27 protein-coding genes are annotated in these 26,015 nt (G+C 44.0%); 16 read left to right on the forward strand and 11 right to left on the reverse strand.

All coding sequences use genetic code 11. The features are described 5' to 3' along the window. Nucleotides 1–217 precede the first annotated feature (217 nt). The gene (locus E5672_RS12915; protein WP_136782561.1) at nt 218–1,573 is read left to right on the forward strand and encodes an OmpP1/FadL family transporter; all 1,356 of its coding nucleotides are present in this window, start codon (nt 218–220) and stop codon (nt 1,571–1,573) included. Between the two features lie 110 nt (nt 1,574–1,683). On the opposite strand, the gene E5672_RS12920 is transcribed toward E5672_RS12915, so the two are convergent. Together E5672_RS12920 and E5672_RS12925 are read right to left on the reverse strand one after the other, a co-directional pair. Further along, complete coding sequence (locus tag E5672_RS12920; RefSeq protein ID WP_136782562.1) at nt 1,684–2,568, reverse strand: LysR family transcriptional regulator; 885 nt, start codon at nt 2,566–2,568, stop codon at nt 1,684–1,686. A gap of 296 nt (nt 2,569–2,864) precedes the next feature. Continuing rightward, entirely contained in the window at nt 2,865–3,308 is a 444-nt protein-coding gene (locus tag E5672_RS12925) for a DUF2721 domain-containing protein (protein ID WP_136782563.1), read from the reverse strand. A 304-nt stretch (nt 3,309–3,612) separates the two neighbouring features. Between E5672_RS12925 and E5672_RS12930 the strand changes: the two genes are divergently transcribed. From E5672_RS12930 to E5672_RS12950, 5 genes are all read left to right on the forward strand, one after another. Further along, entirely contained in the window at nt 3,613–5,682 is a 2,070-nt protein-coding gene (locus E5672_RS12930; RefSeq protein ID WP_136782564.1) for a TonB-dependent receptor, read from the forward strand. A gap of 185 nt (nt 5,683–5,867) precedes the next feature. Beyond that, nucleotides 5,868–7,160, forward strand: coding sequence for an NAD(P)/FAD-dependent oxidoreductase (locus E5672_RS12935; protein WP_136782565.1), 1,293 nt, complete (start codon nt 5,868–5,870; stop codon nt 7,158–7,160). 235 nt (nt 7,161–7,395) lie between these two features. Further along, nucleotides 7,396–7,719, forward strand: coding sequence for a hypothetical protein (locus tag E5672_RS12940; RefSeq protein WP_240692233.1), 324 nt, complete (start codon nt 7,396–7,398; stop codon nt 7,717–7,719). A gap of 43 nt (nt 7,720–7,762) precedes the next feature. Continuing rightward, entirely contained in the window at nt 7,763–8,326 is a 564-nt protein-coding gene (locus tag E5672_RS12945; RefSeq protein WP_136782566.1) for a CBS domain-containing protein, read from the forward strand. 289 nt (nt 8,327–8,615) lie between these two features. Then, nucleotides 8,616–9,050 carry a hypothetical protein gene (locus E5672_RS12950; RefSeq protein WP_136782567.1) on the forward strand — a complete coding sequence of 145 codons (435 nt, stop codon included), beginning with the start codon at nt 8,616–8,618 and terminating at the stop codon, nt 9,048–9,050. Here E5672_RS12950 and E5672_RS12955 read toward each other — a convergent pair. Beyond that, a complete protein-coding gene (locus E5672_RS12955; RefSeq protein ID WP_136782568.1) occupies nt 9,047–9,988 on the reverse strand; it encodes an alpha/beta fold hydrolase in 942 nt (313 codons plus the stop codon). The two genes, E5672_RS12950 and E5672_RS12955, sit on opposite strands and share 4 nt — an antisense overlap. A gap of 146 nt (nt 9,989–10,134) precedes the next feature. Between E5672_RS12955 and arfB the strand changes: the two genes are divergently transcribed. The 4 genes from arfB to E5672_RS12975 all read left to right on the forward strand — a co-directional run bounded on the left by arfB (nt 10,135) and on the right by E5672_RS12975 (nt 13,711). Continuing rightward, nucleotides 10,135–10,551: an alternative ribosome rescue aminoacyl-tRNA hydrolase ArfB gene (arfB, locus tag E5672_RS12960; RefSeq protein ID WP_136782569.1), complete on the forward strand. Its 417-nt coding sequence runs from the start codon at nt 10,135–10,137 to the stop codon at nt 10,549–10,551. Nucleotides 10,552–10,677: 126 nt separating this feature from the next. Further along, a complete protein-coding gene (locus E5672_RS12965; RefSeq protein WP_136782570.1) occupies nt 10,678–11,355 on the forward strand; it encodes a SurA N-terminal domain-containing protein in 678 nt (225 codons plus the stop codon). A 124-nt stretch (nt 11,356–11,479) separates the two neighbouring features. Continuing rightward, nucleotides 11,480–12,388 (forward strand): serine-rich family protein, encoded by a 909-nt coding sequence (locus tag E5672_RS12970; RefSeq protein ID WP_136782571.1) that lies wholly within the window; start codon nt 11,480–11,482, stop codon nt 12,386–12,388. A 303-nt stretch (nt 12,389–12,691) separates the two neighbouring features. Then, nucleotides 12,692–13,711, forward strand: a complete 1,020-nt coding sequence (locus E5672_RS12975; RefSeq protein ID WP_136782572.1) for an outer membrane beta-barrel protein — start codon at nt 12,692–12,694, stop codon at nt 13,709–13,711. Nucleotides 13,712–13,753: 42 nt separating this feature from the next. Here E5672_RS12975 and E5672_RS12980 read toward each other — a convergent pair whose 3' ends face one another. Beyond that, nucleotides 13,754–15,169, reverse strand: a complete 1,416-nt coding sequence (locus E5672_RS12980; RefSeq protein WP_136782573.1) for a S8 family serine peptidase — start codon at nt 15,167–15,169, stop codon at nt 13,754–13,756. A gap of 250 nt (nt 15,170–15,419) precedes the next feature. Between E5672_RS12980 and E5672_RS12985 the strand changes: the two genes are divergently transcribed. From E5672_RS12985 to E5672_RS12995, 3 genes are read left to right on the forward strand one after another with little or no spacing between them, the layout of a single operon-like run. Beyond that, entirely contained in the window at nt 15,420–15,914 is a 495-nt protein-coding gene (locus tag E5672_RS12985) for an RNA polymerase sigma factor (protein WP_136782574.1), read from the forward strand. Continuing rightward, complete coding sequence (locus tag E5672_RS12990) at nt 15,911–16,750, forward strand: anti-sigma factor (protein ID WP_136782575.1); 840 nt, start codon at nt 15,911–15,913, stop codon at nt 16,748–16,750. Before E5672_RS12985 ends, E5672_RS12990 begins: the two co-directional genes overlap by 4 nt. Further along, on the forward strand, nt 16,740–17,261 hold the full coding sequence (locus E5672_RS12995) for a CC0125/CC1285 family lipoprotein (protein ID WP_136782576.1): 522 nt from the start codon (nt 16,740–16,742) through the stop codon (nt 17,259–17,261). The genes E5672_RS12990 and E5672_RS12995 overlap by 11 nt, the downstream gene beginning before the upstream one ends. Nucleotides 17,262–17,464: 203 nt before the next feature. Here E5672_RS12995 and E5672_RS13000 read toward each other — a convergent pair whose 3' ends face one another. The 3 genes from E5672_RS13000 to E5672_RS13010 form a co-directional block, all read right to left on the reverse strand. Continuing rightward, a complete protein-coding gene (locus tag E5672_RS13000; RefSeq protein ID WP_136782577.1) occupies nt 17,465–17,656 on the reverse strand; it encodes a CsbD family protein in 192 nt (63 codons plus the stop codon). A gap of 186 nt (nt 17,657–17,842) precedes the next feature. Then, nucleotides 17,843–18,631 (reverse strand): siderophore-interacting protein, encoded by a 789-nt coding sequence (locus tag E5672_RS13005; RefSeq protein ID WP_136782578.1) that lies wholly within the window; start codon nt 18,629–18,631, stop codon nt 17,843–17,845. 400 nt (nt 18,632–19,031) lie between these two features. Continuing rightward, complete coding sequence (locus E5672_RS13010; RefSeq protein ID WP_338081725.1) at nt 19,032–20,216, reverse strand: MFS transporter; 1,185 nt, start codon at nt 20,214–20,216, stop codon at nt 19,032–19,034. An 895-nt stretch (nt 20,217–21,111) separates the two neighbouring features. Between E5672_RS13010 and E5672_RS13015 the strand changes: the two genes are divergently transcribed. Genes E5672_RS13015 through E5672_RS13025 form a run of 3 tightly spaced genes read left to right on the forward strand, consistent with a single transcriptional unit; the run spans nt 21,112 to nt 22,889 of the window. Continuing rightward, nucleotides 21,112–21,693: a DUF3299 domain-containing protein gene (locus E5672_RS13015; protein ID WP_136782580.1), complete on the forward strand. Its 582-nt coding sequence runs from the start codon at nt 21,112–21,114 to the stop codon at nt 21,691–21,693. Between the two features lie 5 nt (nt 21,694–21,698). Continuing rightward, entirely contained in the window at nt 21,699–22,145 is a 447-nt protein-coding gene (locus E5672_RS13020; RefSeq protein WP_136782581.1) for a hypothetical protein, read from the forward strand. 15 nt (nt 22,146–22,160) lie between these two features. Then, nucleotides 22,161–22,889: a DUF3299 domain-containing protein gene (locus E5672_RS13025; protein WP_136782582.1), complete on the forward strand. Its 729-nt coding sequence runs from the start codon at nt 22,161–22,163 to the stop codon at nt 22,887–22,889. Nucleotides 22,890–22,907: 18 nt separating this feature from the next. On the opposite strand, the gene E5672_RS13030 is transcribed toward E5672_RS13025, so the two are convergent. The 4 genes from E5672_RS13030 to E5672_RS13045 all read right to left on the reverse strand — a co-directional run bounded on the left by E5672_RS13030 (nt 22,908) and on the right by E5672_RS13045 (nt 26,013). After that, nucleotides 22,908–23,705 carry a 5'-nucleotidase, lipoprotein e(P4) family gene (locus tag E5672_RS13030; protein ID WP_136782583.1) on the reverse strand — a complete coding sequence of 266 codons (798 nt, stop codon included), beginning with the start codon at nt 23,703–23,705 and terminating at the stop codon, nt 22,908–22,910. A 62-nt stretch (nt 23,706–23,767) separates the two neighbouring features. Beyond that, nucleotides 23,768–24,694: a GTP cyclohydrolase FolE2 gene (gene folE2 / locus E5672_RS13035; protein WP_136782584.1), complete on the reverse strand. Its 927-nt coding sequence runs from the start codon at nt 24,692–24,694 to the stop codon at nt 23,768–23,770. A gap of 93 nt (nt 24,695–24,787) precedes the next feature. Next, complete coding sequence (locus E5672_RS13040) at nt 24,788–25,264, reverse strand: MerC domain-containing protein (RefSeq protein WP_240692234.1); 477 nt, start codon at nt 25,262–25,264, stop codon at nt 24,788–24,790. A 68-nt stretch (nt 25,265–25,332) separates the two neighbouring features. Next, nucleotides 25,333–26,013, reverse strand: a complete 681-nt coding sequence (locus E5672_RS13045; protein WP_240692235.1) for a ZrgA family zinc uptake protein — start codon at nt 26,011–26,013, stop codon at nt 25,333–25,335. Nucleotides 26,014–26,015 lie beyond the last annotated feature (2 nt).

Consider the following 26,015-nt stretch of genomic DNA (forward strand, 5'->3'; position numbering starts at 1 on the left):
CTAAGGTGTTAGTACCACTTCATTAATGCGCTGTTAACAATGTTGTGATCTTTAGTTAACCATAAATTAGCAATTTTGCTTATAAATGCGCCGAAATTGTAGCTAAAATTGTAAAAAATGCGATAAAAGTGCGTAAATAACGTTTACTTGCATTGAACAAAACTGTTCATATCCGTAGAATGCCGGATGCAATTTTCCCTATTACTATGAGTATCTTATGAAGCAACAGTTTTCTTTACGTGCCTCAGTTTGCTTAGCGCTTGCTACCTTAGCCTCTTCTTCTGCGCTGGCAGCTGGATTCCAAGTTAATGAACACAGCGCAAATGGCCTAGGCCGCGCAATGGCTGGCCAAGCAGCTAAGCCAGAGAATGCCTCTATTTTAGCAACTAACCCTGCAGCAATTGGTGTATTTAAAGAAGCTGAGTTCAGTGCTTCGGTAAGCTTTATTGACCCGAATGTTGATATTAATGGTGTGGTTACCTATGACCTTGGCGACTCTACTGTTGGTGGTGGTGCTGCGCAGGAAGACAACATCGCAGATACTGCGATTGTGCCAGGTTTCTTCTATGTTTCGCCTATCAATGATGAACTATCTGCTGGTGTGGGTGTTTTTACTACCTACGGCCTTCGCTCAGATTACTCAGATGATTTCGGTGCGCTTCATTTTGCTGATACAGCGGAAGTGAAAACCGTAACAATTAACCCAGCGGTTTCATATAAAGTGAACAAGCAGCTTATGGTTGGCTTTGGTTTGAACATCACGTATGCAGAAGCTGAAATTGGCTCTGGCGTTTCAAATACGCTTGTAGACACTTTAGTTACTCTAGCGCCAAGCGCTGAGGCACTAGGCGTTACTTTGCCAGAGCTTACTGCTGGTAACTCACTATTTAGTATGGAAGGTGATGACATAGGCTTCGGCTGGAATGCGGGTGTTTTCTGGCAGCCGACAGATATGACTAATATCGCGCTTTCATACCGTGCTGAAACAAAATTAGAGCTTGAAGGTGAAGTATCTTCAGAAACGCCTATTTTCCCTATTAACCTTAACCAGCCTGGTAGCCTAGATTTGAACCTTGCGGCTATTACCGAGCTAGCGGTTGATCAGAAGATCGATAACCAATGGTCTGTACAGGCAAGTTTGACGTTTACCGATTGGAGTACGTTCGAGAAGCTTGAAGCCAACCTAGAAGACGGCGTAGATTTCTTAATTAAAGAAGAAAACTTCGATGACTCATGGCGTGCAGCGCTAGGTGTAACTTACATCTTAAATGACGAAATCACCCTTCGTGCTGGCTATGCTTATGACGATGGCGTGGTATCAGTAGAAAACCGTTCACTAAGTATCCCAGACACTGACCGTCACTGGTTCTCTGGTGGTATGACTTACACTATGAGCAAAGATACATCGATTGACCTTGCTTACGTATTTATTGATGGTCGTGAAGCAGATATCAATAAAGACAGAACTATTTTAAGTGATGTTCTTCCAGGTACTGACTTTACTACTAATTTCACCGGTACACAGTCAGCTACTGCGCACATTCTTAGTGTTCAAATGAACACTCGCTTCTAAATACAAAGAAGCACAAAGCAATAAAAAAGGCAGCGTTTTTACGCTGCCTTTGTCGTTTTAGGCGTTGTGTTTTTTTATGCCTGTTAAGGTGGCTTACTTCTGTCTAACGATTAAATTTGCGCAAACAAATCTTGTAGGCAGGTAATAGCAGCGCTAATTTTAGCCGGCATAAGCTCGCGCTTTGGCGTCACTGCATAGACAGTATAGTCAGGTAATTCCCAGTCGGTGAATAGCTGCTTCATTTCACCTGATTTAAGCAAGTGCCTAACCTCTGGCTCAGGCAATACAGCGTAGCCTAAATTATCTTGGGTAAGCTTAATCAGTGTCTGCATTGAATTGACATCAATGCGCTGAGAGTCCAATTCAAACTCACCGTTGCTTTCATGCTTCATCACGTAGTCTTCAATATGTCTGTGCACAATGTAAGCATGACCATTTAATTCTTCTGGTGAAGACAAGTTTTGGCTAGCTAGTGGATGCTCAGTGGAAACACATAGAATTCGTTCCCAGGTAGCAAGCTTCAAACTACTAAAATTTGTATCGGAAACTGGGGCGAAGCAAAGTACAAGGTCTGCACTTGATGCAATAATATCTTTAGGTTCGTCGGTAACAGTCAAAGATATCGTAATTTTTGGAAATTCTTCGCACAGTTTCTTCAATGGCTCACTAAGTAAGCCGCCACCAAAACCTTCAGGTGCAATAATGTTGATTTTACCTGTAGGGTCGTCTTGAAGGCTTTCTATTTTCTGTTGAGCAAGTTCCGCAGTTTGCAGCATTTGCTTGCTGGTGTCGTAGTAAATGCGCCCTGCTTCCGTAAGGCTTAAGCTTCGGGTATTTCGGTTAAAAAGACTAAGCCCTATGTCATGCTCAAGTTTTCTTAATTGTTGACTAATTGCAGAAACAGTCATGTGTAGCTCACGGGCTGCAACACTCATGCTACCGCTATCTGTCACCGCAACAAAAACCTGAAGTGAGCGTAGTAATTTAGTATTCATGGCGCAGTTAAATCCTTTCCATAGGCCGAAATATTATAAAGATACATTTGTAGCAAATTAACAACGTTAAAGGTGGAACTTTACCTTATTTAGACGTTGATGAGCGTTTTTAAAGCGCGCTCTTTACACAATACTTACACTAGATCGCAGTTTGTGATTAGGTTTCGTCTACCGCGCTATTTTTAAAAAGCGAAGCAAGGCGGTCAGTAAAGAAAAAGTACGCTCTGTCCGCCTTGCCTATGCTTTTCTGTTCATCAACCTATCAACTTATAAAGTTAAAACTTAAATCGCAGCGCCTACCGAATGGTTCTGACCATGTTTATGGTGTTTGTTGCAAGTTTTACTTCTACAAGAAAGACAATAAGTGCGCTGATTAGAAACATCATTGCCAGTATGAATAGTACGATGACCGGCGTTTTTAAATCGACAACCCACAGCGATCCAGAAAACAGCGCCATAATGACGGTACACACCATCAGCCCAGCGGCTACGCATAGCCCAATCGCCCAGTTAATTACTTTTACCCTGCGCCACAGCACTTTAATTTCGCTTTTCGAGCGGTCAACAATATGTGGGTCAGACAGGGTATGGATTTGTCTTTCCGCCACCCTAACTCTGTCTGATATCCGGCCAAGCCGAGACGACATAACATTAAGAAAGCCCGCAATACCAGTAAGCAAAAATACGGGAGCTACAGCAAATTCGATAAGCTGTGAAAGACTAGGAATAAGTGTGTCCAATGGTTCCTCCAGCGAACAAAGTTTGGTTTTCGTACTTCAGGCAAAGGGTGTTTAACCCATCGCTAAATGCGTTTAACGCTCTGCCATTCACTATGCGCTATATACATGTAATGTAGAAACAATGCATAGAACAAAGACTTGTGTTGTGACAGTAGAGCTTGCGATTTGCAAAGTCTACGCCAACGCTTAAATAAGGGATATGACGTAATTGCCAGAATGCCGCAAGAGTTTAGCGGTTTTTTTTTAGATTAACGGTACACTAGCACCAGTTGCTAAAAAACATTTTTCATCAAAAGGATAGATAATGCGCTTTGCCCCGAGCTTTCCTCTGTCGTTGCTAACTGTGTCTCTGCTGTCGCATTCAGCCATCGCCCAGCAAGAAAATGAAATAGAAAGAATTGAAACCACATCTTCTCGAATACAGGGCAGTATGAATGCTTCTGGCTACGCAGTGTCGTCTATTTCAGAAGAAAGCTTATCGCTGCTTTCATTTCAACACATTCAAGAGTCGCTAAATTACATTGCGGGCGCCGGCGTACAGCGGGGTAACGGGCAAGAGTACTTGCCTGCCCTTCGTTCGCCAGTGCTAACCGGCGCAGGAGCGTGCGGCGGAATTTTAGCTGCAGAAGACGGTATTGCATTGCGCGCAGCAGGCTTTTGCAATATCAACGAACTGTTTGAAGCTCATGGTGAAATTGCACAGCGTATTGACGTGATAAAAGGTCCAGCGTCAGCGCTTTATGGATCTAATGCAATACATGGCGTTATCAATGTAGTGACGCCTGACACAACACAAGGCGACGGGGAGCTTAGTCTTGACTATGGGTCTTATGGTTTTCATCGCGTAAAGCTTAAAGAAGGGAAAGACTTCGGACACAGCGGCGTAGGTATCGCTGCCAGTATTACCAGAGACACTGGGTACAGAGATGAAGAGGGCGTTGATCAAGAAAAAGTCTCGCTTCGTCACAGAATAGAGTGGGACAACACAGTTATAACAAGTGGGCTTACCTATACCCACCTAGACCAAGAAACCGCCGGCTATATCGAAGGGTTTGAAAGCTACAAGAATACACAAATAGCCAAAAGCAACCCAAACCCAGAAGCCTTTCGAAAGGCAGAGAGTTTTAGGTTATGGAGCAAGTTTGATACTAGCTTTAATGGTGGTCACGCGCTGTCGATTACGCCTTACGTACGCAACCAAGATATGCGTTTTAGAATGCATTTTTTACCCGGTAAACCACTAGAGACGAATGCACAAAAAGGTCTGGGCGTGTTATCTCAGTTCAATTACGTTCTTAATAACAACGTCAGTGCGGATGTAGGATTAGATGTAGAATACACCGAAGGTGAATTAACTCAGTCTCAAGATGGTGCGACGGAAGGGTCAGCTTTTTTGGTTGAAACTATTCCCGTAGGTAAGCACTATGATTACGATGTAGATGCCACGTTAATTGCACCTTTCTTTAGCTTTAATTGGCAATCTGAGCGTTGGGCCATTTCTGTCGGCGGTCGCTTTGAATCTATGCAGTACGACTACACCAATAATATGAATGTAGGTCGTGTACGCGAAGATGGTACAGAGTGCGGTTTTGGTGGCTGCAGATACACTAGACCTGCAGATAGTGAAAACGACTTTGATAATTTTAGCCCGAAGCTTTCACTTCGTTATCAACTCACGCCACAAACCCAATTATTTGGCGGTATCGCAAAAGGTTACCGCGCTCCTCAGGCAACAGAGCTGTATCGTTTGCAGCGTGCACAGACTGTTGCTGATCTAGACTCGGTGACGGCTGATAACGTTGAAATGGGTGTTTCCGGAGTGCTACCTGACGGCAGCTATACGCTTAGCCTTTATAGCCTACAAAAAGATAACGTTATTTATCGCGATAGCGACTTTTTTAACGTAAGCAACGGCGAAACATGGCACAGAGGAGTAGAGCTTTCTTTTGACCAGCGGCTTAGTGACGCGCTTCGCTTAGATTTTGCTGGTACCTATGCAAGGCATACTTACGAGCACAGTCAGCTTTCAGGTGAAGAAGATATTAAAGGTAATGATATTGATACCGCGCCAAAGCTTCAGTTTAACGCCCGCTTAAGCTTTGATGTATCGAGAAAAGTACAAACACAGCTAGAGTGGCAGCATATTTCGAGCTATTTCACCGACGCCGAAAATCTCAATGAATACGAGGGGCATGATTTGGTGCATGCCCGTTTACGATATAGCCTGAACAGCGATGTAACGCTATACGCGCGCGTTAATAACCTGTTTGATACGGACTACGCTGATCGTGCCGACTTCACAAGCTTCACTGGTCCGCGTTACTTTCCCGGGCGGCCTAGGAATTTCATGATAACGGCGTCGTTTACGTTATAGATTTGGATAAGAAGTATTAATTGATATCTATTAATCTTGAAAATACAGACTATTACCGTGATTTGCTTGTACCTCAACGGCTTCGGGCGTAGTCTGTGATCATCAGCATGGGTCTCAGTCACGCCATGTATAGCGCTTTTTAAGGTTAGGCGGCATACGTGGAATGATTGTTAATAGGTATACCCATGCAAAAAATAGTAATTGTTGGTGGCGGTGCTGGAGGTCTTGAATTAGCCAGTCGCTTAAGCCGCACCCTCGGGAGAAGAAAACAGGCCGAAATTACCCTCGTCGACCGCAGTCGAACCCATATCTGGAAGCCGCTATTACACGAAGTGGCCGCCGGCGTAATTGATAAACATTCAGACGGTGTGGACTACGCCATTCACGCTGCAGCTCATCATTACCGCTTCCAATTAGGTGAAATGTGCTCGCTTAACGCGCAAGCGCAAACTATAACTTTGTCGCCTTTAATCGATGAAGAAGGAACGCAGGTTTTACCCGAACGAGAGATTCATTACGATCAGTTAGTGTTGGCTGTTGGCAGCGTGAGTAATGACTTTGGTACCCCAGGTGTTGCGGAGCATTGCTACTTCTTAGATTCGTTGAAACAAGCGGAACGCTTTCATAGAGCGCTTCTCAATCAGCTTATCCGCATTAATCAACAAGAAGATAAAGACGCCAAAATTAAAGTCGCTATTGTAGGGGCTGGGGCAACGGGCACAGAGCTAGCTGCACAGCTTCATCATGTGGCGAACTTGTCGAAGGCTTACGGCATGCCAGATATGTCGGCTTCGCGCCTTCAAATTGCAATAGTCGAGGCAGGCGATAGAATTTTACCGGCATTGCCAGAGCGCATAGCGAATTCTGCAAGAAAAGCGCTGCACAAGTTGGGTGTCGATATAAAAGAACAAACCATGGTGGCTGAAGCCGATACTAAAGGGTTAATTACCAAAGATGGTGGGCGAATTGACGCTGATTTAATGGTCTGGGCTGCGGGTGTGAAAGCTCCTGACTTTATTACAAAACTTGAGCTTTTTGAAACGAATAGAGCTAATCAAATTCTTGTCGATAAGCAGCTTCGCAGTACATCTTTCAAGAACATTTGGGTATTAGGCGATTGCTGTGGATTCCAGCAGGAAAATGGGAAATGGGTGCCGCCTAGAGCGCAGTCTGCCCACCAAATGGCGGATATCGTCGCGCATAATATAACGTCGTTATTTACTCAAAAAGACACGAAAGATTTCACCTATAAAGACTATGGATCTTTGGTTCACCTAAGTAAATACAGCACTGTCGGAAGCTTGATGGGCTCGCTTTCTAACAGCAGTATGTTTATTGAAGGTCGCCTAGCTAAGTTGGTCTACGTCTCTTTGTATAATATGCATCAGTTTGCAGTACATGGAAAAATCAAAGGTGCACTAAAGCTTCTTGTTAAGAAGTTAAGCCATGCCATCAGCCCCAAGCTGAAACTCCATTAAAAATCGTAAACAAGACAGCCCCTGTATAGGGGCTTAAACCGGTTTGGTTGAAATGTCATGTTTCCCACCAAAGCACTGCTAGTGCCACAACCTTGTAAAAACCATCGTTTAACGGTCGATATAATGCGCTAAACACCTCTATCAAACGCGCTAAATATTCTTATAGTTTAAATAGGCAGTTACAAAAGTAACTGCTTTGGTTCGATGTTGTTCAGTTCAGTAGGGGTTTTACGCTTTGCGCGTTTCGCACGTTTTGTTGGCGGTTATTCTGCCAGCGCTATTTTCATCACTGGTGTCCGTCTCTGTATTAGGAGAGGGAAGAAGTGTGCAGAATATGGCGGGGCAATCGAAAAGTGCTGCGGCGCTCTCTACCCTGATGAGCGAGTGGGAAAGTTCTGTTTTTGAAGTGTCTGACGACGACATTGACGACGGTATTCCATTTTTCAATACAATCAACGGCTCGGAAAAGTACCGGTTTTCATCTGGCAAAGCGGTTGATGCAAAAGCTGTTGTTAGGCAGCGCGCTAACATCATTCGAGGTCCACCTTCTTTCACTTAATCACTTAAAAACTAAATTTTTTATTTTTGATTAGGAGAAAGGTATGCACGCCCTAAATCTATATGAAACCGAAGCTATCGATACATTGGCATGGCCGGTTATTGAAAACACTATTACTGTAAATTCATCTGCTATGGCGATCTTCACTGACTTTAAGCAGCACTTGCCGCACGTTATTGATGCCAGGACTCCGGCGACGAAAGTAGAGTCGATTATGCGTCAGTCTCATGTTCGTATGATGCTGGTGGTAAACAGTGAAAACCGTTTTATTGGTATTGTTACCAGTCACGATGTGGGAGAACAGCAAATCATTCAGCGAGTAAGCGAACTAAAGAGCAATCGAGACGAGCTTACCGTTCATGATTTTATGCGCCCTAAAACATCGCTTATGTCGTTTGATTTTAGTGAGCTAATGCGTTCGTCGGTGGGCGATGTTATCGAAACGCTCAAAGACTACGGGCAGCACCACTGCTTGGTAATGGACAGAAACAGTCATGAAGTTCGCGGGGTAATTAGCGTTAGCGACATTGCCAGAGAGTTGCGCTTGCCGCTGGATATTCAAGGTCGGCCTACGTTTGCTGAGCTCGTCACTATTTTAGCGGCTTAATAGTCCCTTTTTGTTAGTTTAAAATTACCCTATTTACTGCGCGTTGCTGTTAAGTAGCGCGCAGAAAAGAGCATATAAACCTTAATGCCAATTTGGTAACTTCTTACTGCCTGTTGGTTACAATAATAATTAGGTGATTCAGCCGTTATTTCATTGCATCCAGCAAAGCTATCATAGATGCATCTTCCTCAATTTCGTTAGCACAAATGACTTGGTATGTATTTCGCAATGTAACTTGTAAGAAGTTAAAACATCTCGTCGAAACTGTTTGATGAAAAGAGGCGAAATTATGAATAGATCACCGTTTCCTACCAGTGTTGTCACAAAAGCGTTTACTTGGGCTTATCAAGAACTGGGCTTAAATGTTAAGCAAGCTTCTGAAATATTGGGTATTTCTCCTTCATCTCTTGCGCAAACTACGTTATTGGGTTTTGAAAACGGCACCGCAGAGTATCGCAAGCAACTTGCGTTTATTCGTATGTATCATTTACTCATCTCATTGTCAGATGGGGACAGTGGACAGATGAAAGCATGGTTTAGCAGCTACAATGTTATGCTTGAAGCAAGCCCTTTTGAAATGTGCAAGGAATACGACGGTATAGAGCGCGTTGCAGATCAATTGCGTCGACTAAAACAATCTGAAGCAGGCAGTCACGGAGCGTTAGCGGTTATCGAATTTTCTCACAAAAACTACGACGCTAAATTGAGATCTGTATTTCACTAATCGGAAAGATTTACTTCGCTGTCAATCTTGATAATAAAGTTTGCGCACGCTTCAACTTGAGTGACGGGGATCATGTGGCCTGCATCGGGAATAATTTCCGATACAGCCGTATTTTTCGCTGAAGTTACTGCGCTGATGTGCTCGTCTGGTTTTAAAATAGTGTCCTTTTCCCCATATAAGATGCCTATTGGGCATTTAATTTTGTTGTAATAGCTCTGCTGTCTATGCAGGCTTCCCTGAGCGGAGACCGTATCTCGACTTCCTTCATAAAAACTGCGAGAGTGAAGCGCGAGTAAACCACCACCTCCGATAGAAAAGGATGTGGGAACAGGCTCCGGATGAAAAATGCGCGCAATTTGCTTTCTACCCAGTTTTGCTCTTAACGGACTGGCGATGGTTTTGGCTACACTAGTTCGTACAAACTCATTAGGTATATAAAGTACTGAAAGCGGTCCAGCGCCACCTTTAAGCGGCGTAGTCAGCGGGCATAGCAGGGAAACTGACCTAATTGTTTCAGGGGCGTCAATTGCCATCCTTAACGCAATGCCACCACCCATTGAATGTCCAGCGATGCTAGCTTTCTCTATACCTTCTTTTTCCATCCACTCGAGTATCATCTTACTTTGCTTTTCGAAGCTGGCTGACGTGCCTTTATATCGACTAGAAAACCCACTTCCTGGGCGGTCAACGCAATAAACCGTATAGCGAGATGCAAGGGTTTTGGCTAATTCATGAAAATTGTTACTATTGCCCAGTAAACCGTGAATAAGTACAAGCGCCGGCCCGTTCCCTTGCTTTTGCCAATGTATTATTCCTCCATCAACCGGAGTAAGTTCTCCTGATGGTGTAAATGCTGATTCGATACTGCTATCCATTTTTGCAGTAAACCAAATAAGAGCAGCAAAGATAGAAATAATAATAAGTAAGGCGATCAGCATGTTGTGTTTCCGAAATAAGAACGAATTTTAACCTATCGGTTAACGCTTATACGGTCAAGTGAGTAATTAGTAATAGTTGCAAGGAGTTACTGAGCGACTAATGTAGCAGAACTAACAAGTCATGCTATGAAGGAATAGGAAGTGAAATGAAACTATCAATAACACCGTCTATATCGATAGATGACGGCGAGGCAGACTTACAGGCTATTCGCGCGCAAGGAAGTGGCGGGCAAAACGTAAATAAAGTCAGCAGCGCTATACACCTGCGATTTGACATAAATCAGTCTTCACTGCCCGACGAGCTTAAAGCGAAGTTGTTGAGCTTAAAGGACAGCCGTGTCACTAACGATGGTGTATTTGTGTTAAAAGCGCAAAATTTCCGAACTCAAGAGCAAAACAGAGAAGATGCATTGTCACGACTTGTAGCGTGGATAAAAGCAGCTACCGTTAAACAAAAACCGCGCATTAAAACCAAAGTAAGTCGCGCGGCAAAAGCACGTCGTGTAGATGTAAAAAAACAACAAGGAGCCAAAAAATCTATGCGTAAGAAAGTGGAATTTTAAACAAAACTAATCTAAAGTATTAGACCTTAGTGATGTCATTTCGCAAGACAACGGAAAATTCTTACAATAATAAATGAATGTGTCTTGTGCTTATGCTAATTATTGGAACTTAGGGAAGCATACAAAGTGACGCGTTCGAACGTAATTCCTATGGTGCTGTTTGCTGCCATAGTGGTTTCGCTTGGGATTAATACACCGCAAGCCGCAAACGAGATTATTGCTCGTTTGTTCAACAAATCTATATCTAATACTGAACTGCAGCCTTCACAGGCTGACGTAGATCGCTTTCAATCTATCTTGACTGACAAATCTGAAAAAGAAGTTCGCGATATTTTGGCACAACGTGCGCTTGGTAATAAAATTACCGAGTCTGTACTTTCAGATTTCGCCGACAAAAATTCCATAGAGCCCAGCGAAAGCGAAATTCAATCTGCGTATTCCGTCATCAAGCTATGGACCGTTGACTTAAATAACGATGGCGCCTATCAAGATGAAGAACTAGAGCGTTATCGTTTAGCGATGGCCGAAGGCATGGCTAAAAGCTGGAAAGTATCGAAGGCACTTTTCGAAGCCTATGGCGGCGACGTGGTATTCCAACAAGATAACCCGTTAACTCCTGTTGGTGCATATCAAAAACTGTTTGAACAGTATCGAGAACAAGGGGAATTTGTTATTTACGACCCTGTTTTCAAAGCGGCGTTTTGGAGTTCGGTACGAATGAAATATTCGAATAAGTACGAACCCGATAACATAGATTTCTCTCTCCCTTGGTGGGAAAAGAGCATGACTGCTTCAGAGCAATAGTTCGAAAAAGCCCTGTTTTTACAGGGCTTTTTTTATTCTTTTTAAAAAAAATCTTTTTGCGCGGAATAAAATTGTTTCTTCAATCGTTATCTCAGTGTCCTTTATGAAAAACGGAGATAATCGGATGAAAAAGTTAAATACTGCAATTGCACTCGCTTTAGGTATTGCGTCAATGCCGGTGTTAGCTCAGCAAGCCACGTTTTCTGCAAATACTTCAGCGAATACATCTACATCGCTTTCGCTATCAAGCGGTACAAACACCCAATCTGCTACTCAAGTAAATGCGCAGACTTCTACTGAAGGCGAAGCAACTACGCAAAGCCAAGTGTCTACCGAGAGTTCAGCCGATGCTGACGGACAGTTATCAGCATCACAAACGTCCACTGATGGAGCTGCTTCTGCAGCATCAGAAATGGCTAATTCTATGACCACGTCAGTGGCAGGAACACTAACGGGTAGTGCTTCAGGTTCATTATCGACGCTGTTATCTGCGTCTGAAAACGCAGAACAAATCGGCGAGGCAGAAGGTGAAGCTGAAAGTACAGCCCAGACTGCGCAAGGTTTGGCATCAAACCAAATGGGGTTGCTAGCAAACAATAGCGTTAACAATAATGCAGGTGGTTCGCTAACTGGTAGTTTAAGCGGTGCACTTAATAATACTGCAGAAACAGCAGCAGGCAGTATCTTATCGAGCACGGCAGACAGCACGGCTTCAGGCGCCGCTGAAAATGCGGTAAACAGCGGTGTAGCCAATACAGTAGTAAGCTCAGTAGCAGCTTCTGTAACCGGGACGGTTGGCACCGCTGTGGAAGGGACTGTTACTGACATGGTAGCAAGCTCTGTTGAAGGTGCAGTGTCAGGTGCTGTCGAACAAACTGTATCTGCGACGGTGGCTAATACAGTAGAAAGTACGGTTGCAAATACGGTAGAGAACACGGTAAATAATACAGTGGCAAGTACCGTCGAGAGCACCGTTACCGGTACGGTTAACGACAGTGTAGCTTCAAGTATCTCAGGTGCACTTGGCCTTTAATTTAACGGCCTAAACCACTAGGTGGGATTGGAGCAATCTTGAGCTAGCGCTGTAAACAGCCACCTTAAAATCTGAGTTCGGCTTGTCTAACTAGAAGGCAAGCCGCTCATTAAGGCCTAGACTGAAAACGCGAACATATGACTTCGCTATTGTGCACTTTTGGAGTCTGTTGACCTTTAATGTACAAAAAGGTTGTCAGGCACCAATTAAAGCCAGCCGCTCAACTCAAAACTCACATCCCCCATGCTTATAAAGCATAAACGCCCTCGCTAAGTTTCACTTTCTCTGTGATAGGTATCGACAATGAAAACGCAAACAATCCAATATTCATCAGCAAAAACCAACGTTACTCTTGGCGGCCGCATACGCCTTTCACTTGCAGCAACTGCCGTCTTACTTGGTTGTAGTGCAGCCTATGCGGGCGCTGATAATCAGCCCCATGACGATAAAAGTGCGGATCATGCTGAAGCAAAGCATCAAACGATTTCATTTTCAGGCTCTGGGTATATAGGGTACCGTTCTGATAGCAACGTAAGTGTAAGCGAACTCGATACAAATTCAGATGCGGCAGACGGCGCTTTACAGGCAGAGGCGCAGCTAAAGGTATCGTTGATGCCTACAGCTAAGTGGGAAAACGTACTGTCGGTTAGTCAGGCGAATACCAACTATCAAACCTTAAGTGAGTTTGATCTAGGCCTTACCACATTGTCTGCAAGCACCAGCTATACGTTTGACGTTGCTAAGCTAGGTGCGCACTACTATCACGCTAGTGCCAAGCTCGACGGGCGAGACTTTTTAACCTACCAGCAGTATGGGCTATCTGCCGGAAAATTATTGGGGCAGCACATTTATTTGCGCCTTAGTAGCGACATTATCGATAAACAATTCGAGAACACGCCAGAGGGGGCATCTATTCGAGATAGTGAAGCAGTTGCCGTGCGTAGTGACCTTTTTTACTTCTTCGAAGGGGAAGACTTTTTCCAAATCGCACTTAAGTATCAAAATGAAGATGCTCAAGATAATGTGTTCGATTACATAGGTAAGGGGGTGGATCTTGCCTACACCTATCCTATTGCGATGTTTAATAAACCGCTTAAGCTGAAAGTTGGCTACCAGCTAGACTTGAGAGACTACGCCTCAGAGCAAGATGGAGGTATAGGCAGGGAAGACGACAGGCATGTTGTTGAAATGAGTGCAGACTATGCCATTCACAACAATGTCGATATAAAACTGTCTACCCAATATGGCGACTATGCCTCGAGTGTCGATGGCGCAAATTATAAAGAAACCATCGCCGAGTTAGGTGTTAACGTTCATTTCTAGTGAACGTTAATGCAAACCTTACAATTAACGATGTTTTTGAATTTAAGGCAGCACGCCAAAGCCAAATACGCTGTCTCGCCCGGGAGTTCCCGCATCTAAAGCTAGTTTCTGCAGTTTCAGTAAAGCAGCGTTTCTTTCTCGCTCTGCACGTAAGAAGCATGCATACAAGGCGGTAGCGCGCGGTGAAGCCATAGAGGTGCCCGTTTGCCTCACCGTTTTTCCATTGGGGTGTGCAGCATCTACCGACACGCCAAACGCAGCAAAATCAACGTAATCTCCTTGATTCGCCCATCGGTAAATGACATTAGATTTATCAACGGCAGTAATACCTAATGTTTCTGGATAAGCGGCGGGGTACAAAGGTAAAGAGGCCGGCCCCTCGTTGCCCACCGCAGCTATTATTTGAATACCGTTATTATCCAATTGTTCTATTACCCGCGCTAAAATAGGGTTGTCGGGGCCTGCAAGGCTCATATTGATGGCATCTACCTGTTGTGATGCGAGATAGTTGAGGCCCTCAATTAGCGACATTAACGTAGCCCCTTGGCTAACGCTGTTTCGAGAATAAAAAACGCCAGCATTAAAAACTTGGCTTGATTCTGGTAGCGATAATGCTAATAAACTCGCTACAGCCGTGCCATGATCATAAGAAATGGGTACGTCTCCCACTCGACCATTCACCAGGCTTTTTTTTGTTTTTGTGTCTGTTGGATTTGTAGCTGTGTTGGTGTTTTGGCCAACAATAAAAGAGGCTTGCGTAAGGTTTATGTGTGACAGCATGGGGTGAGTAGGCACAACATGCGTATCAACCATTCCAATACGCAGCGGTGTGGCACATGCTTCAAACTTTTGTAATGGTGATACTTTTTTGGAGTCAGCTTCTGGTTTGTTTTCAGTCTTTGTTGCGTTGTTTTGCGATAAGTAAATATGGTTTCGACCAATTTGAGACTGAAGCTTTTTCGGTAAACTGTTGCGAATAGACGACACCTCATCTTTATCACCTGTGACTTTTACTTTAAAAAGCCACTGAGAGAGAGCGGGTAAAAATTGGGCCTTTTTTATTTCAATGTTGTTATTTTGAAAATGTATGCTGTCTGCTTCTTCCCCTAAAAAAAGCCATTCATTTTCGACAGCAAGAAAACCATTTTCAACCATAACTTCATTGACAATTACTTGACCTGATGAAGATAGAATAGTGGCTGTTTCAGGGGCGACAAATTGAGGTGAAGGAATACTGTTCACTACGCCCGAAACCAACGTCGTTGCGCTGTCTACTCCCTCAATAGATGATTGCACCCGTCGTTTTGCTTCTTCGCGAATGGCTTTTAAATCTGAAGGTGTTCTATCAATTATCGGGCGCACTGGAGACACAACTTGATTCAAAGTTCCAGCGAGTTGGGCCTGGGAGATTGATGCCATTAACAAGCTTGCTACCCCCACAATAAGTGCGTACTTCATTTTGCTACCTTTCCATTAACCTTGGTGCAGTTCGGCGCTAATAGAAGGAATGGCATAAATTGTGCCATGGTCCTTACTATGTATTACCACTGCCTTATATTGTAGTGACGAATAGATAGAAAAAAAATTCCAATGAAAAACGCTAGGTGCTCCACGTTAACGAAAAAAAGATGTAATACCGTGGAATAAAAATACTAGTGGCTCGTTAACAGAGCATAGATAACGGAAATCTTCACGAAGGTACATGAAAATGAAAGATGAGTTAACAGAACTCGTCCCGTCATTGCGAAAATTCGCATATTCATTGACGGGAAGCATACATGATGCTGATGATTTACTTCAAAACACGCTTGAGCGTTTACTAAGTAAACCTATCCCTGAGCAAGTGACGCTAATGGCATGGGCATTTAGAGTGTGTCGTAATTGCTGGATTGATGAATACAGAGCAAAGAAAGTACGGGCTAATGCCAGCGATGCCCTTGCTTACGAAGCGCAGTCAGCAAGTCAACTAAATATGGATGAGGCAGTGACACAATCGATAACCTTAAAACAGGTTTCAAGTGCAATGGACGAACTACCATATGAGCAAAGAGAAACCCTTTCGTTAATAGCAGTTCAAGGTATGAGTTACGCCGACGCCTCTGAAGTATTACAAGTACCTGCGGGCACCATAATGAGTCGCCTGGCCAGAGCAAGGACGAAGATTTCAAACTTATTAAATGGGCAAAAAGAGGTGCTATCGTGAGCTTAACTGATGAAAAACTCTCTGCGTTTTTAGATGGAGAGTTAGACAATGCAGAGATGGACAGCGTGCGTGAGGCGATAGCACAAGACGTAACCATTTCTGACCGACTCGCCGCACTTGCAGAGGTTGATAGAGTGGTAAAAGTGGCTGCTGAGAAAGCGACAGCAGTGGCGCTGCCTAAAGAAATTGTGGCCCTTTTGAGTAATGAACAACAGCTGAGTCAAGAAAGCGAAGTACAGGCCTCTGGGGTGAGCTTAGATAGCGAAAGCTCGTCAAAACAGAGTTTTGCGGAAAATGTTAAGCCGTTTCCAAAGAATGTAGACGTGACTAATCGTGGGCAAAGTGGACAAACAAATTGGAAAGGGCCTTTCGCAATAGCCGCAAGTGTAGCGGTACTCGCGGGGCTGGTATTCTTTAACCAACAAGGTACTGAAACAGTGCAGCCATCCCACTGGGCTAACGTGTCATCTGTACTCGACAAAAACCTTGCGGGAGAGGCTACCTCATTTGTATCCGGCATTACGGTGACTCCCCAGTTGTCCTTTTTGAACACTGACTTTAACTATTGCAGACAGGCTGAAGTAGCCTCTCAAGATGAACTAAACGTAATGATCGCTTGTAAAGATAAACAAGGCGCATGGCAGCTTGCCGCTAGCAAACTGGATGAGTTAGGTGAAAAGGCAGGTAACTATCAAACCGCCACTAGCGCTAAATTACTGGAAGATGAACTTGATAAAATGATGGCATCGGCGCCATTAAATCGAGAGCAAGAGAAAAACGCAATTGAAGCAACTTGGCTATCTGACATGGCCGAAGGAGTAAATGATGAAAACTAAAATTTTGTTAGCACTTGCGGTAATTATTATGGCGGGTTGTGCGAGTCAACCTGACTACAGACAAGCTCAAAAGGGCGGCTTTGGCTATACTGAAAGCAAGTTGAGTGACACACAGTATCGCGTGCATTTTAAAGCAAAAGGGACGGATAAAGCTAAGGCAATGGATTACGCGATGCTGCGTGCGGCCGAGCTTACGCTCTTAGAAGGTTATGATTGGTTTGTCGTGACTGACCGCGAAACATTAGTAGATAAAGAGACGGTTCAGACCACACCTACCGCTGGATTTAGTCAGCGTTATGCAAGGGTTACCGATTGTGGCGTTCTTACTTGCCGTACTTCTTATCACCCTACCACTCAATTTGAGACTGGTGTATTTGTTGGCGGCTCTCAAAAAAGTGAGATTGAGAGTATTTTAAATATTGAATTGGGTAAAGGAACTCGCCCTACATCTGCAACCAGTTTTGATGCAAGAGAAGTTCGCGAAAACCTACAGCCGAACGTAGAAGAGTAATATTTTTCTCGCTGATTTCCTCGAATACTAGGTATTGTGAGGTGAATTTAGCCTTCAATGGCAACAGCGTTAAATATTAGCATGCTATACAAACAAGAAGGGCCGCAACGGAAAGTTGCGGCCCTTCTTACTTCGGTATTAGCTAAAATTTACGCTAACTGGAAAAGCGCATTGCATCAGCGCTCTTAGGACAACCTAAAATACTAATTGAAGTACTCATTCACTTCTTTTTCAGCTTCGTCACGGGTTTTACCGTACTCTTGCTGAATTTTGCCCACTAATTCTTCGCGGCGACCGTCAATTACATCTAGGTCGTCGTCGGTAAGTTTGCCCCACTTCTGCTGCACCTTACCTTTCATTTCTTTCCAATTACCTTCAATACGATCACTGTTCATAACTTGCTCTCCTTATCCAAACAATTGGTTGAGAAAACTGGCAACAATGTTCACCAGTTACAATATGTGAAGCAAGCGATATTCCATGACCTATGCTGTTGATAACTATAGAGTTTTATCAAATTAAAGTATTGGTAAAGTTATGTTTTTCATGCAGTTTTTACAAATTGTTGAAAACACTACAGGCTATTTGTCATCCCTTAAAGTTAAAGCTTTGGCAAAGGCTTCACTGTCTTGTCTCTTTTCTATTTTGTGTTGATCTTCGCTGCGACCTTTCTTCCAATAGCTGCTAATGTAAATATTTTCATGTGCCACGGCTTTTTCATCTTTTAACCATGTTCTAATGGTCCGCATATCTGAAAATTCGCAGGCCACCCAGACAGCAGGTGTGCCCGTTAACCAGTCAAGCTGAGCAAGACGATAGGGTAAAGAGGATTCGTACTCCCATATCACTTTCATGCCCTTAGGTTTTTTTAGTGAGACCGCGTCTTTTTCGTCTTCAATTCGAATTACTGCAAAACCTTTGGCATGGGAAGGAAGTGCCGCAAGATGATTTCGAATTGTGGGAAGGGCGGTCATATCGCCTGCTAACAATACCCAATCATAATGTTCATTTAATCCTTTGCTAGAACCTGGGCCCGCGAGCGTGATGACGTCACCGGGCTTAGCACTTGTCGCCCAGGCCGAAGCTGGCCCTGTTTTTCCATTACTAGAGTGAATAACCATATCTAGCACTATCTCTGGTTTATTTGCGTCGAAATGGGCCACGGTATATGTGCGCATAGCGATCTGGCTCATTTCAGTGGGTTTGGAAAGCGGATTTCCGTTTTTATCGAACATAAGCTTCACGTAAGCGCCTGCGGTCACAGCGGGAAAAGTGCGAAGCTCTTCACCACCTAAATAAACGCGCTGCATAGTCGGAGTTATTTGAACAGACTGCTTAACAACAGCTCGACGGGACTGAGATTTAGTCATTGGCTTCTCCTAGGTAATTCAAGGAGTATTTTATTTGATAATGATTATCATTTCCATTTTTTAAGGTGAAACGACAGGCTTTGTTTAATTCTATTTTTTAGATTAAATGGGAACGGAATAGAGAGCAGCAATGAGTACAGAAAACGCTATAGGGAGTGATGAGAGTTGAGTGGCGCGTTAAGCAAAAAAATAGCACACAAAAGAAAAGGGGCTAATAAGCCCCTTAAAAAACCACAACATAACTTGGAAAACACATTTACACACCACAAAGACGCACACTCAACGACTTCATGTACTATTTAAGATACCCGAATTCTAAAAAGGTTCCGCTTGTTTAAAAATAAAAGGTAAAAAAATTAATACCATTTAAAAAGCGGTGTTAAAACCTAAGGTCAATTACTTAAGGTTTCGTCTTAAACTTATTTTGGTGACGATGAGTTTTCTGCAGAGTTATGTAGACAATACAGGTAGTAATAGCAATTAATGCTGACGCTACAGCAAATGGTAGCGCGATGTCTAATTGATAAATAAGGGCGGCAAGAGGCGGGCCTAATACGTATCCCATGGCCGTTGTGGCGGTAATTAATCCTGTGATAGTTGCTTGCTGAGACGGAGCGCAATAAGTGGTCGCCGCTGCTGCTAACGATGGGTAAGCCATTCCCATACCTAAACCCATAAGCGCCATCGCCACATATAGCAGATATAAAGCATGTTGAAGAAAGAGTAACAAGTACGCTACCCCCAAAAGAGGAAGTGCAAGCATGATCATTGTCTCTTTACTTATGCGCCCCTTTTGCACCCAGCCAAATTGGGCAGTAAGAGATGCAGCGGCGCTGACCATCATAGCGACCCCCACTTGCCTAGCGGCCTCTATAGGTGAATAGTGGTAAAAATCGATGAAAAAGAACCCCAATGATTGCTGCATCATTGCCATTGCGCAAAATACACAAATACATGCAGCGACGAAGACATAAGGGACTTTGCTAGGCGCTTGGTCATTGTCGCTAGTCTGCTGAGCGCTTTTTTGCTGAGACAAAGGTGGAAGAACAGGTAGCTTGAAATACACCAATGTTAGCGCCAGCAAGGTTAGTAAAACGATGCTGTACAATGGTGCTAATAGGCCAAAACCGACTAAAAGCCCTGCATAGGCGGGTCCAACAATTTGTCCTACATTGCTTGCTGAAGTTACTTTGCTAATAGCGCTAACCCTAGCTTGCGGCGAACTTATAGCTACAGCGTAACCTACGGCAGAGGGAGGTGTTGCAGACATAATCGTTGATTGCAAACTGCGACTTATTAATAACGCCAGAAACAAATTAGTGCCGCTAATAAAGCCTGAGAATCCTGCCATCCAAGCGCTGGCAAAGGCAAACGTTCCCAAACTATATCCAGTTAATCCGACCATCAGAATTCGTTTAAACCCAGCGCGCTTAGCAACTTTGCTCCAAACATTGGTACCAAATGCGAAAATGAGCGCAGAACTAGACATGATTGTTGCTATGTGAAACTCAGACAAATTTGCTTCACGGCCCATAGAGGGGAGCGTGGTCAGCATAACGCTTTGGCCAATAGACGTAGCAAGCAAAGCACAAAAAAGAACTTTAAAAACAACAGTAGATGCAGAAGGCGATATCACGCGGGTAGCTCGTTATATAAGCGGCGAAAGTCTTAGTGATGTTACCATAGTTGAGTGTAAAAAAATGCCCGCCAAAGGCGGGCCAAAATCAGAGGTATGTAAAGGCCGGGATGGGCCTTTGAGGGGAGAGGGTAGTCGTCGGATGACAACTCACTAATAACATCGACGACATTACCAGTGTCCTCACTATGGTCTCGCTGAAGCAACACACACGTACGTTCAACGAATCCAAATTGGGTCAACAGTCCCTTGCTGCACGAGACATCACTGTCAGTGCTTGCGATGTAGGTACTCAGAGCTTGTTTGCATTCCTTATGAAACAAGAGCCGTGCGTCCTGCGAGTTTATTTAGGTTTTCTATTACCTAACCTCATCATCGACCAGCAGTTTAACGAATCTTCTACAGTCGTCCCTTAATGCCAAATACTGTCTCGTCCATTTGTCCTTGGCGACCACTCCATTTACTTCCTATGTCGTCACCTTCAGTATTTATCATCTACGCAGTTTGGCCTCTCCGTCGCTAAAGCTTTCCTAGCTACAAAATGCGCTCTGTGCTTATCCGTTAGTCTAATGTATGCGTGATCTGTGCCAAGCTTTAAAAACCTTCCATAGAAGTTGTAAGTATATGATTTTATAAGGTTAATTTGGTTTCATTCTTGTCTGGTATTTTAAGGTGTGAAGAGATGGTCCTAAAGCTATGTAGAATTTTCTCAGTAGTGTGTAGCGTTTTACAAACACTTCTATAGACGTTTAAGTAACATTTAGAAAAGATAAACGTTTATCGCAATACCGCACCTTGTGATATGTTATAACGTGTTTGTTTAATAGTTTATTGGGCCATCTTTGTGAAATTTTCTGTCACGCTTTCTAGCGTTAAATTCGGTTTAATTGCGGCACTATTGGTTTTATTTAGCGCGTTAAACCCAACCCTAGCCGCTAATTACGAAGAAATTGACTGGGTAGCCCTAATGCCCGAAGACGATTTAAGCGCACTTCTAAATAGACCTGAGTTTTTAAACGATATTGCTGATGGGTCTGCTGCAGACTCTATCGACGACTTTGCCTCGAAGCAGTTAGAAGATGAGCAAGCACAGCGATATCAGCAAGCGTTAGTGTCGACGCGAGTAATAGAAGCGTTTGACGGGAAGGCGATCCGTATTCCGGGTTTTATTGTGCCTTTAGAGCAAAACGAAGAGCAAAAAGCGACGGCTTTTTTTGTTGTTCCATATTTCGGTGCTTGCTTACACATGCCGCCGCCACCACCAAATCAAATTTTGTATGTTGAATACAAAGAAGGCATTGCAGTTGAAAACTTATACGACCCTTATTGGTTTGAAGGCACAGTGAAAATAGACAATCACGAAAGCGCACTAGGTACATCTGCTTATTCATTAGAGCTAGATGGCTTTGCGCTTTATGAGGAGTAACTGAGATGAAAAATACAGTAGTCACAGCCATAGTTTTATCAAGTGTGGTTGCATTTCACAGCACTGCATGCGAGCTACACGCTGGAATGGGAAACATGCAGTTTGGCTTTCAGCACCCTATGATGCAACAGCATTTAGCGGCAGCTAAAGAGCCACTCATTTCGCTTAATATTGATAGACAACGGGAAGTGACTAAGCTTGAAGCGTCCGCGGTCCCGCTGCGATTTACCATTCCTGCGAACTACAAAGAAGTGAGCGTAGACGTGATGGCAAGTGATGGGGTAACGCTACTCTCGCCGCAGCGTTTTTCTTTGCCTTCTGCAAGGGGCGAGCAAGCTATTAGTTTTCAGGCACAAGAAGAAGGCACCCATGAACTCGTGCTAAAAGTCTACGCGCTTAAAAAGAACGTGCCGGTGACCTATACCCGTAAAGTTAAAATTTTAGCGAGTTAAGTGCCGGGAGCAATTATGAAGCGCGTCACGTATGGTTTACTCGCTTCTCTTATTGGTTTCACTGTATTGGGCGCGCTGGTGGGGCTGGGGCTGAGCGGTAAACTGAATAGTGTTATTGAGCGTTTATTTGAGAATGATTCTGCGATTTATCAAGACAGCGCCAGATTACACACGGTTCAACAGGTCATAACCCTATCTTGGGACGCACTGTTGCCCGACGCCGAAAAAGCACTGTTGGGCACGGCCCAATCTGCTCAAAATCCTCTGCAGAATTTACCCCTTCATGAGCAAGTATTTCAGTCTATTCAACGCACGTTCGACGATGAATACCAGCAAGCGCTTATTTCAGTGAATACGGTTGATAAATTTAACGGAGAGTACGTCAAGCTTAGCGGGTTTATTGTGCCTGTTGAGGCCAATGCGCAGAGAGAAATAACAGCGTTCTTTATTGTGCCTTACTTCGGCGCGTGCATTCATTATCCACCACCGCCACCAAATCAAATTGTGTTTGTTTCGCTGAACAATGCCCATGAAAAAGGTGGTATTAGCGGAATAGATATCCAGCAGGCTTATACGTTCTCAGGTGAGTTTACTACCGGGCTGTATGAAGACCCTCAGGGCACATCCGCTTATTTACTGGATGTGGTAGAAATAAAACCCTATTCAGGGCTGGGAAATGGCATTAACAATGACAAAGCTGATTTGACGAACGGGGCGTTTCATATAGAAAGCGCCGTTCGTTAATTCTACTTTATGGATGCTCTACCAAGAACCGTACATGGGGTTTGGCAGAATAAAAATCTCTGTGCCCACTCGCGGCATAAGTAACTCAACGTTGGCAGATTCTTGGGTCACGCCACCAACATCTTCGATGTTGTCGCCAATTTGCATGATAATTGCGTGAGGTACGGCCCAGGTTGATGCTGTGTCGTTAGATGTATTTGAACATGCGATTTTACCTTGGGTAAGCTGCATTCTTCGCAAGTCTTTGTCATTAATCATACCTTCTTGGCCTACCGCTTCTTTGTCTTTAGACGTGCGGCCAACAACGCAGGTATTGCTGGTGTTAAGCGGTAAACCTTGTGCCAAAAGGTTATTCCAGGTGTGCTTATCAAGTGTTTTATCGCGATTGGTAATAAGCGCCACCTTGCCATTTCGCTTAACAACCTCGTCGATAAAATCAGCGACGCCAGGCACTAATGTGGCTTCTTCGCGTTTTACCCAATCAGCCCAGCTTTGTGAAGAATACCCCAAGCCAACACTTTCACGTTCTTTTTGATAGGTGCTATTGTCTAGCACGGTTTCATCAACGTCCATCACCACAACATCGCCATTAGCAAAACGTGCAGGTAACGCCGCAATAGCTTGGTTATACACAAAGCTAGAAAGAACAGGGTACTCTTTGCTGCTGGTTTGATATATAACGGCATTTGAAAGAGTGTGCGATTTTACACCAGCAAGTGGGGTTGATGGCGTAGATGAGCACGCCGCTATGCCTGATATGGCAGCGCTAATGCATACAACTTTGCTGATATCAGCGAGTTTGTTAAAAGATAACAATGTTATTTTCCTTTTATCATTTCTTTTGTCTACCCGTTGCAACACCCAAATGATGCCTGAATTTATCGGTGAATGGAGCCTGATATTTCAGCTATGGCGTCGTGTGCATGTAGACTTTCTTGATGTTCTACTTTTACACGAAAATAGGTTGCTTGGTAATACTTACTCAACGCGGCATGTAGACGTCTTACCGAATCTTCAACGAACATTAGGTTTTCGGCATTGCGTTTGGCAAACGCCTGCTCATCTTCTCGTTTCACGGCGGTTTGAAGTGGCGTGCCTAGCGCGGTTTCAACTAAGTCGATAATGCCTACGAAGTCGGGAATATCGTTATTAGCCAAATCCAAGGTTATATCGGCAAAAGAGCGCTGGGCATGCGCTGTGGCTATGCTGGCTTGTTTGGAAGCGAGCCAAGCGCCCATGTCTTCTACGGACAAATCTTTTCCTTCGAATTGCTGCACAAACACTTCTGATAACGCCTTGCGAGAGAGTGAGGCTGAACAAGGGCAGGTACTAGAATACGGTACTCTTAACTTGAGCTGTGCCACATAACGTTCAGGTGAACGCTTAATGCAAAGTGTAGCGGGGTACGATTGATACCCTGACATCCTACTTATGAGTGCCGGACGTGACACCGTTAGATCAAAATGTAAATTAAGCTGGGCGCTCTTACTCAGCCCATCTTGCGACTCGATAAGCGAGTTCATTAACGACAAGAGCGCTGACTTATGCAAGTCTTTGTTGCTCAAATACTGCTGTAGAAGATTGTACAAACGAGACATGTGAATGCCTTTGGCGTTGGGATGATCTAAACTTACTGTTACATCCACCTTTGCCTGACTGGCTAAACGCTCTCCGCGTTTACCTAATACGTGTAGCGGTATTGCAATACCCTGCATACCAACATTATCAATAACAGGAACTTGAGCAGAAGATTGCTCAGTAGTGACATCGGGTAGTACCGTGTCGCGATGATTGAAACTAGACAAAATTACCTCTGAATAAAATCTTAAAAAACGGCTACATCGCAAAATTTGAAAGCGTCGCTCAAAAGAACACGCGCATTTGAGTAAGTGATGAAACTAATAGGTGTGCGATTGTGCTCTCTCTCGCCCTTCGCAAGGCAAATCCTGAGTAGTTTCTCTAAGGCGGAAATTGGCAATATGAGCACTAACAATAATAAGTGAAGCGATTACAGTGATAACCACTTCCCCATATTCGCCAAGCACCTCATGCCCTAAACCTACCCATTCAACCAGCAGTGGGCTGCCTAGTAACGTAAGACCAGTAGCGCCTGCTAGTACCACCCATTTATTTCTGTGATGCAGATAGCCTACTGAGAGCGCAAAGGCGCCAATAGGCAGCACAAAGAACAGCAGTATTTGATGAAAGGTTTCATCATTGAGAATCGATACGCTTGCGAGTGCGGGTATGGAAATCAATAGAATAGGCGTTAATAAACAATGGATGACGCAAAGCGATGAAAGGATCATAGCGATTCTGTCTGAAATGAGCTGCACTTTTGGCATTGCGCTGCTTCCTTGAGTTATAGAATTCATAGTATTTCCGAATATTGCTATGGCGCATGCGTCTTTAATGCAACTTGCGCCTAAGAATATAAAAATAATTAGTTATTAATGGATAACGTTGGCTGACTTGGCGTTATTTCCATAGCGCCTTGCCCTTCGTTTGTTACCCAAATGGCATTGACATGCTGCAGGCTGGGCCAATGGCTAAAGCCCGTCATTTCAATACGCGTTAAGGGGCTTTTGCAACTAAGTAAATATGCGACACGAAAATCAGAATGGGTGTTGCGATGGTCGTGATCTTCGTGTTTGCTTTCATGCTCGTCATGCTCGTCATGCTCGTCATGCTCGTCATGCTCGTCATGCTCGTCATGCTCGTCATGCTCGTCATGCTCGTCATGCTCGTCATGCTCGTCGGCGATCTCCCATGGGCTTTCAAGTGTGGTATCGAGTAATTCACACGTATTGCTTAGGGTAAAAATGTCTTCAAAACGCAGAAAAACCTTTTGCGTTTCTTCATAACGCTTTTTCTCGCTAGCCGTGGATGGCGCGTATTCAAACCCCAGAACATCAGCAGCAGGCAGCTGCAGCACAAACTGCCACTCACTTCCCGCTTGTAGGATTTGTAGTTTGCCTTCGCCGTGAGTATGAGGCGCAGCATGAACAGCGTTGATACCCATCCCAGCCAAGTTCAATCCGACAAAAGTACCTACCTTAAGAAAAGTTGAAGAGGCGCGTAGCGCTTTTTGTGAATTCTTCCACGTAATAGAAATGGTTTTCATTT

This window comes from Alteromonas portus (assembly GCF_005117025.1).
In the GTDB taxonomy this organism is placed as follows: domain Bacteria; phylum Pseudomonadota; class Gammaproteobacteria; order Enterobacterales; family Alteromonadaceae; genus Alteromonas; species Alteromonas portus.

Bases quoted from the DNA above. Each gene is read 5' to 3' on its own strand.
- E5672_RS13005 (WP_136782578.1), bottom strand. From the start codon at position 18,631: ATGACTAAATCTCAGTCCCGTCGAGCTGTTGTTAAGCAGTCTGTTCAA.
- E5672_RS12970 (WP_136782571.1), top strand. From the start codon at position 11,480: ATGAAAAAGTTAAATACTGCAATTGCACTCGCTTTAGGTATTGCGTCA.
- E5672_RS12915 (WP_136782561.1), top strand. From the start codon at position 218: ATGAAGCAACAGTTTTCTTTACGTGCCTCAGTTTGCTTAGCGCTTGCT.
- E5672_RS13025 (WP_136782582.1), top strand. From the start codon at position 22,161: ATGAAGCGCGTCACGTATGGTTTACTCGCTTCTCTTATTGGTTTCACT.
- E5672_RS12935 (WP_136782565.1), top strand. From the start codon at position 5,868: ATGCAAAAAATAGTAATTGTTGGTGGCGGTGCTGGAGGTCTTGAATTA.
- E5672_RS12955 (WP_136782568.1), bottom strand. From the start codon at position 9,988: ATGCTGATCGCCTTACTTATTATTATTTCTATCTTTGCTGCTCTTATT.
- arfB (WP_136782569.1), top strand. From the start codon at position 10,135: ATGAAACTATCAATAACACCGTCTATATCGATAGATGACGGCGAGGCA.
- E5672_RS13020 (WP_136782581.1), top strand. From the start codon at position 21,699: ATGAAAAATACAGTAGTCACAGCCATAGTTTTATCAAGTGTGGTTGCA.
- E5672_RS12995 (WP_136782576.1), top strand. From the start codon at position 16,740: ATGAAAACTAAAATTTTGTTAGCACTTGCGGTAATTATTATGGCGGGT.
- E5672_RS12950 (WP_136782567.1), top strand. From the start codon at position 8,616: ATGAATAGATCACCGTTTCCTACCAGTGTTGTCACAAAAGCGTTTACT.
- E5672_RS12975 (WP_136782572.1), top strand. From the start codon at position 12,692: ATGAAAACGCAAACAATCCAATATTCATCAGCAAAAACCAACGTTACT.
- E5672_RS13040 (WP_240692234.1), bottom strand. From the start codon at position 25,264: ATGAATTCTATAACTCAAGGAAGCAGCGCAATGCCAAAAGTGCAGCTC.
- E5672_RS13000 (WP_136782577.1), bottom strand. From the start codon at position 17,656: ATGAACAGTGATCGTATTGAAGGTAATTGGAAAGAAATGAAAGGTAAG.
- E5672_RS12980 (WP_136782573.1), bottom strand. From the start codon at position 15,169: ATGAAGTACGCACTTATTGTGGGGGTAGCAAGCTTGTTAATGGCATCA.
- E5672_RS12945 (WP_136782566.1), top strand. From the start codon at position 7,763: ATGCACGCCCTAAATCTATATGAAACCGAAGCTATCGATACATTGGCA.
- E5672_RS12930 (WP_136782564.1), top strand. From the start codon at position 3,613: ATGCGCTTTGCCCCGAGCTTTCCTCTGTCGTTGCTAACTGTGTCTCTG.
- E5672_RS12920 (WP_136782562.1), bottom strand. From the start codon at position 2,568: ATGAATACTAAATTACTACGCTCACTTCAGGTTTTTGTTGCGGTGACA.
- E5672_RS13045 (WP_240692235.1), bottom strand. From the start codon at position 26,013: ATGAAAACCATTTCTATTACGTGGAAGAATTCACAAAAAGCGCTACGC.
- E5672_RS12985 (WP_136782574.1), top strand. From the start codon at position 15,420: ATGAAAGATGAGTTAACAGAACTCGTCCCGTCATTGCGAAAATTCGCA.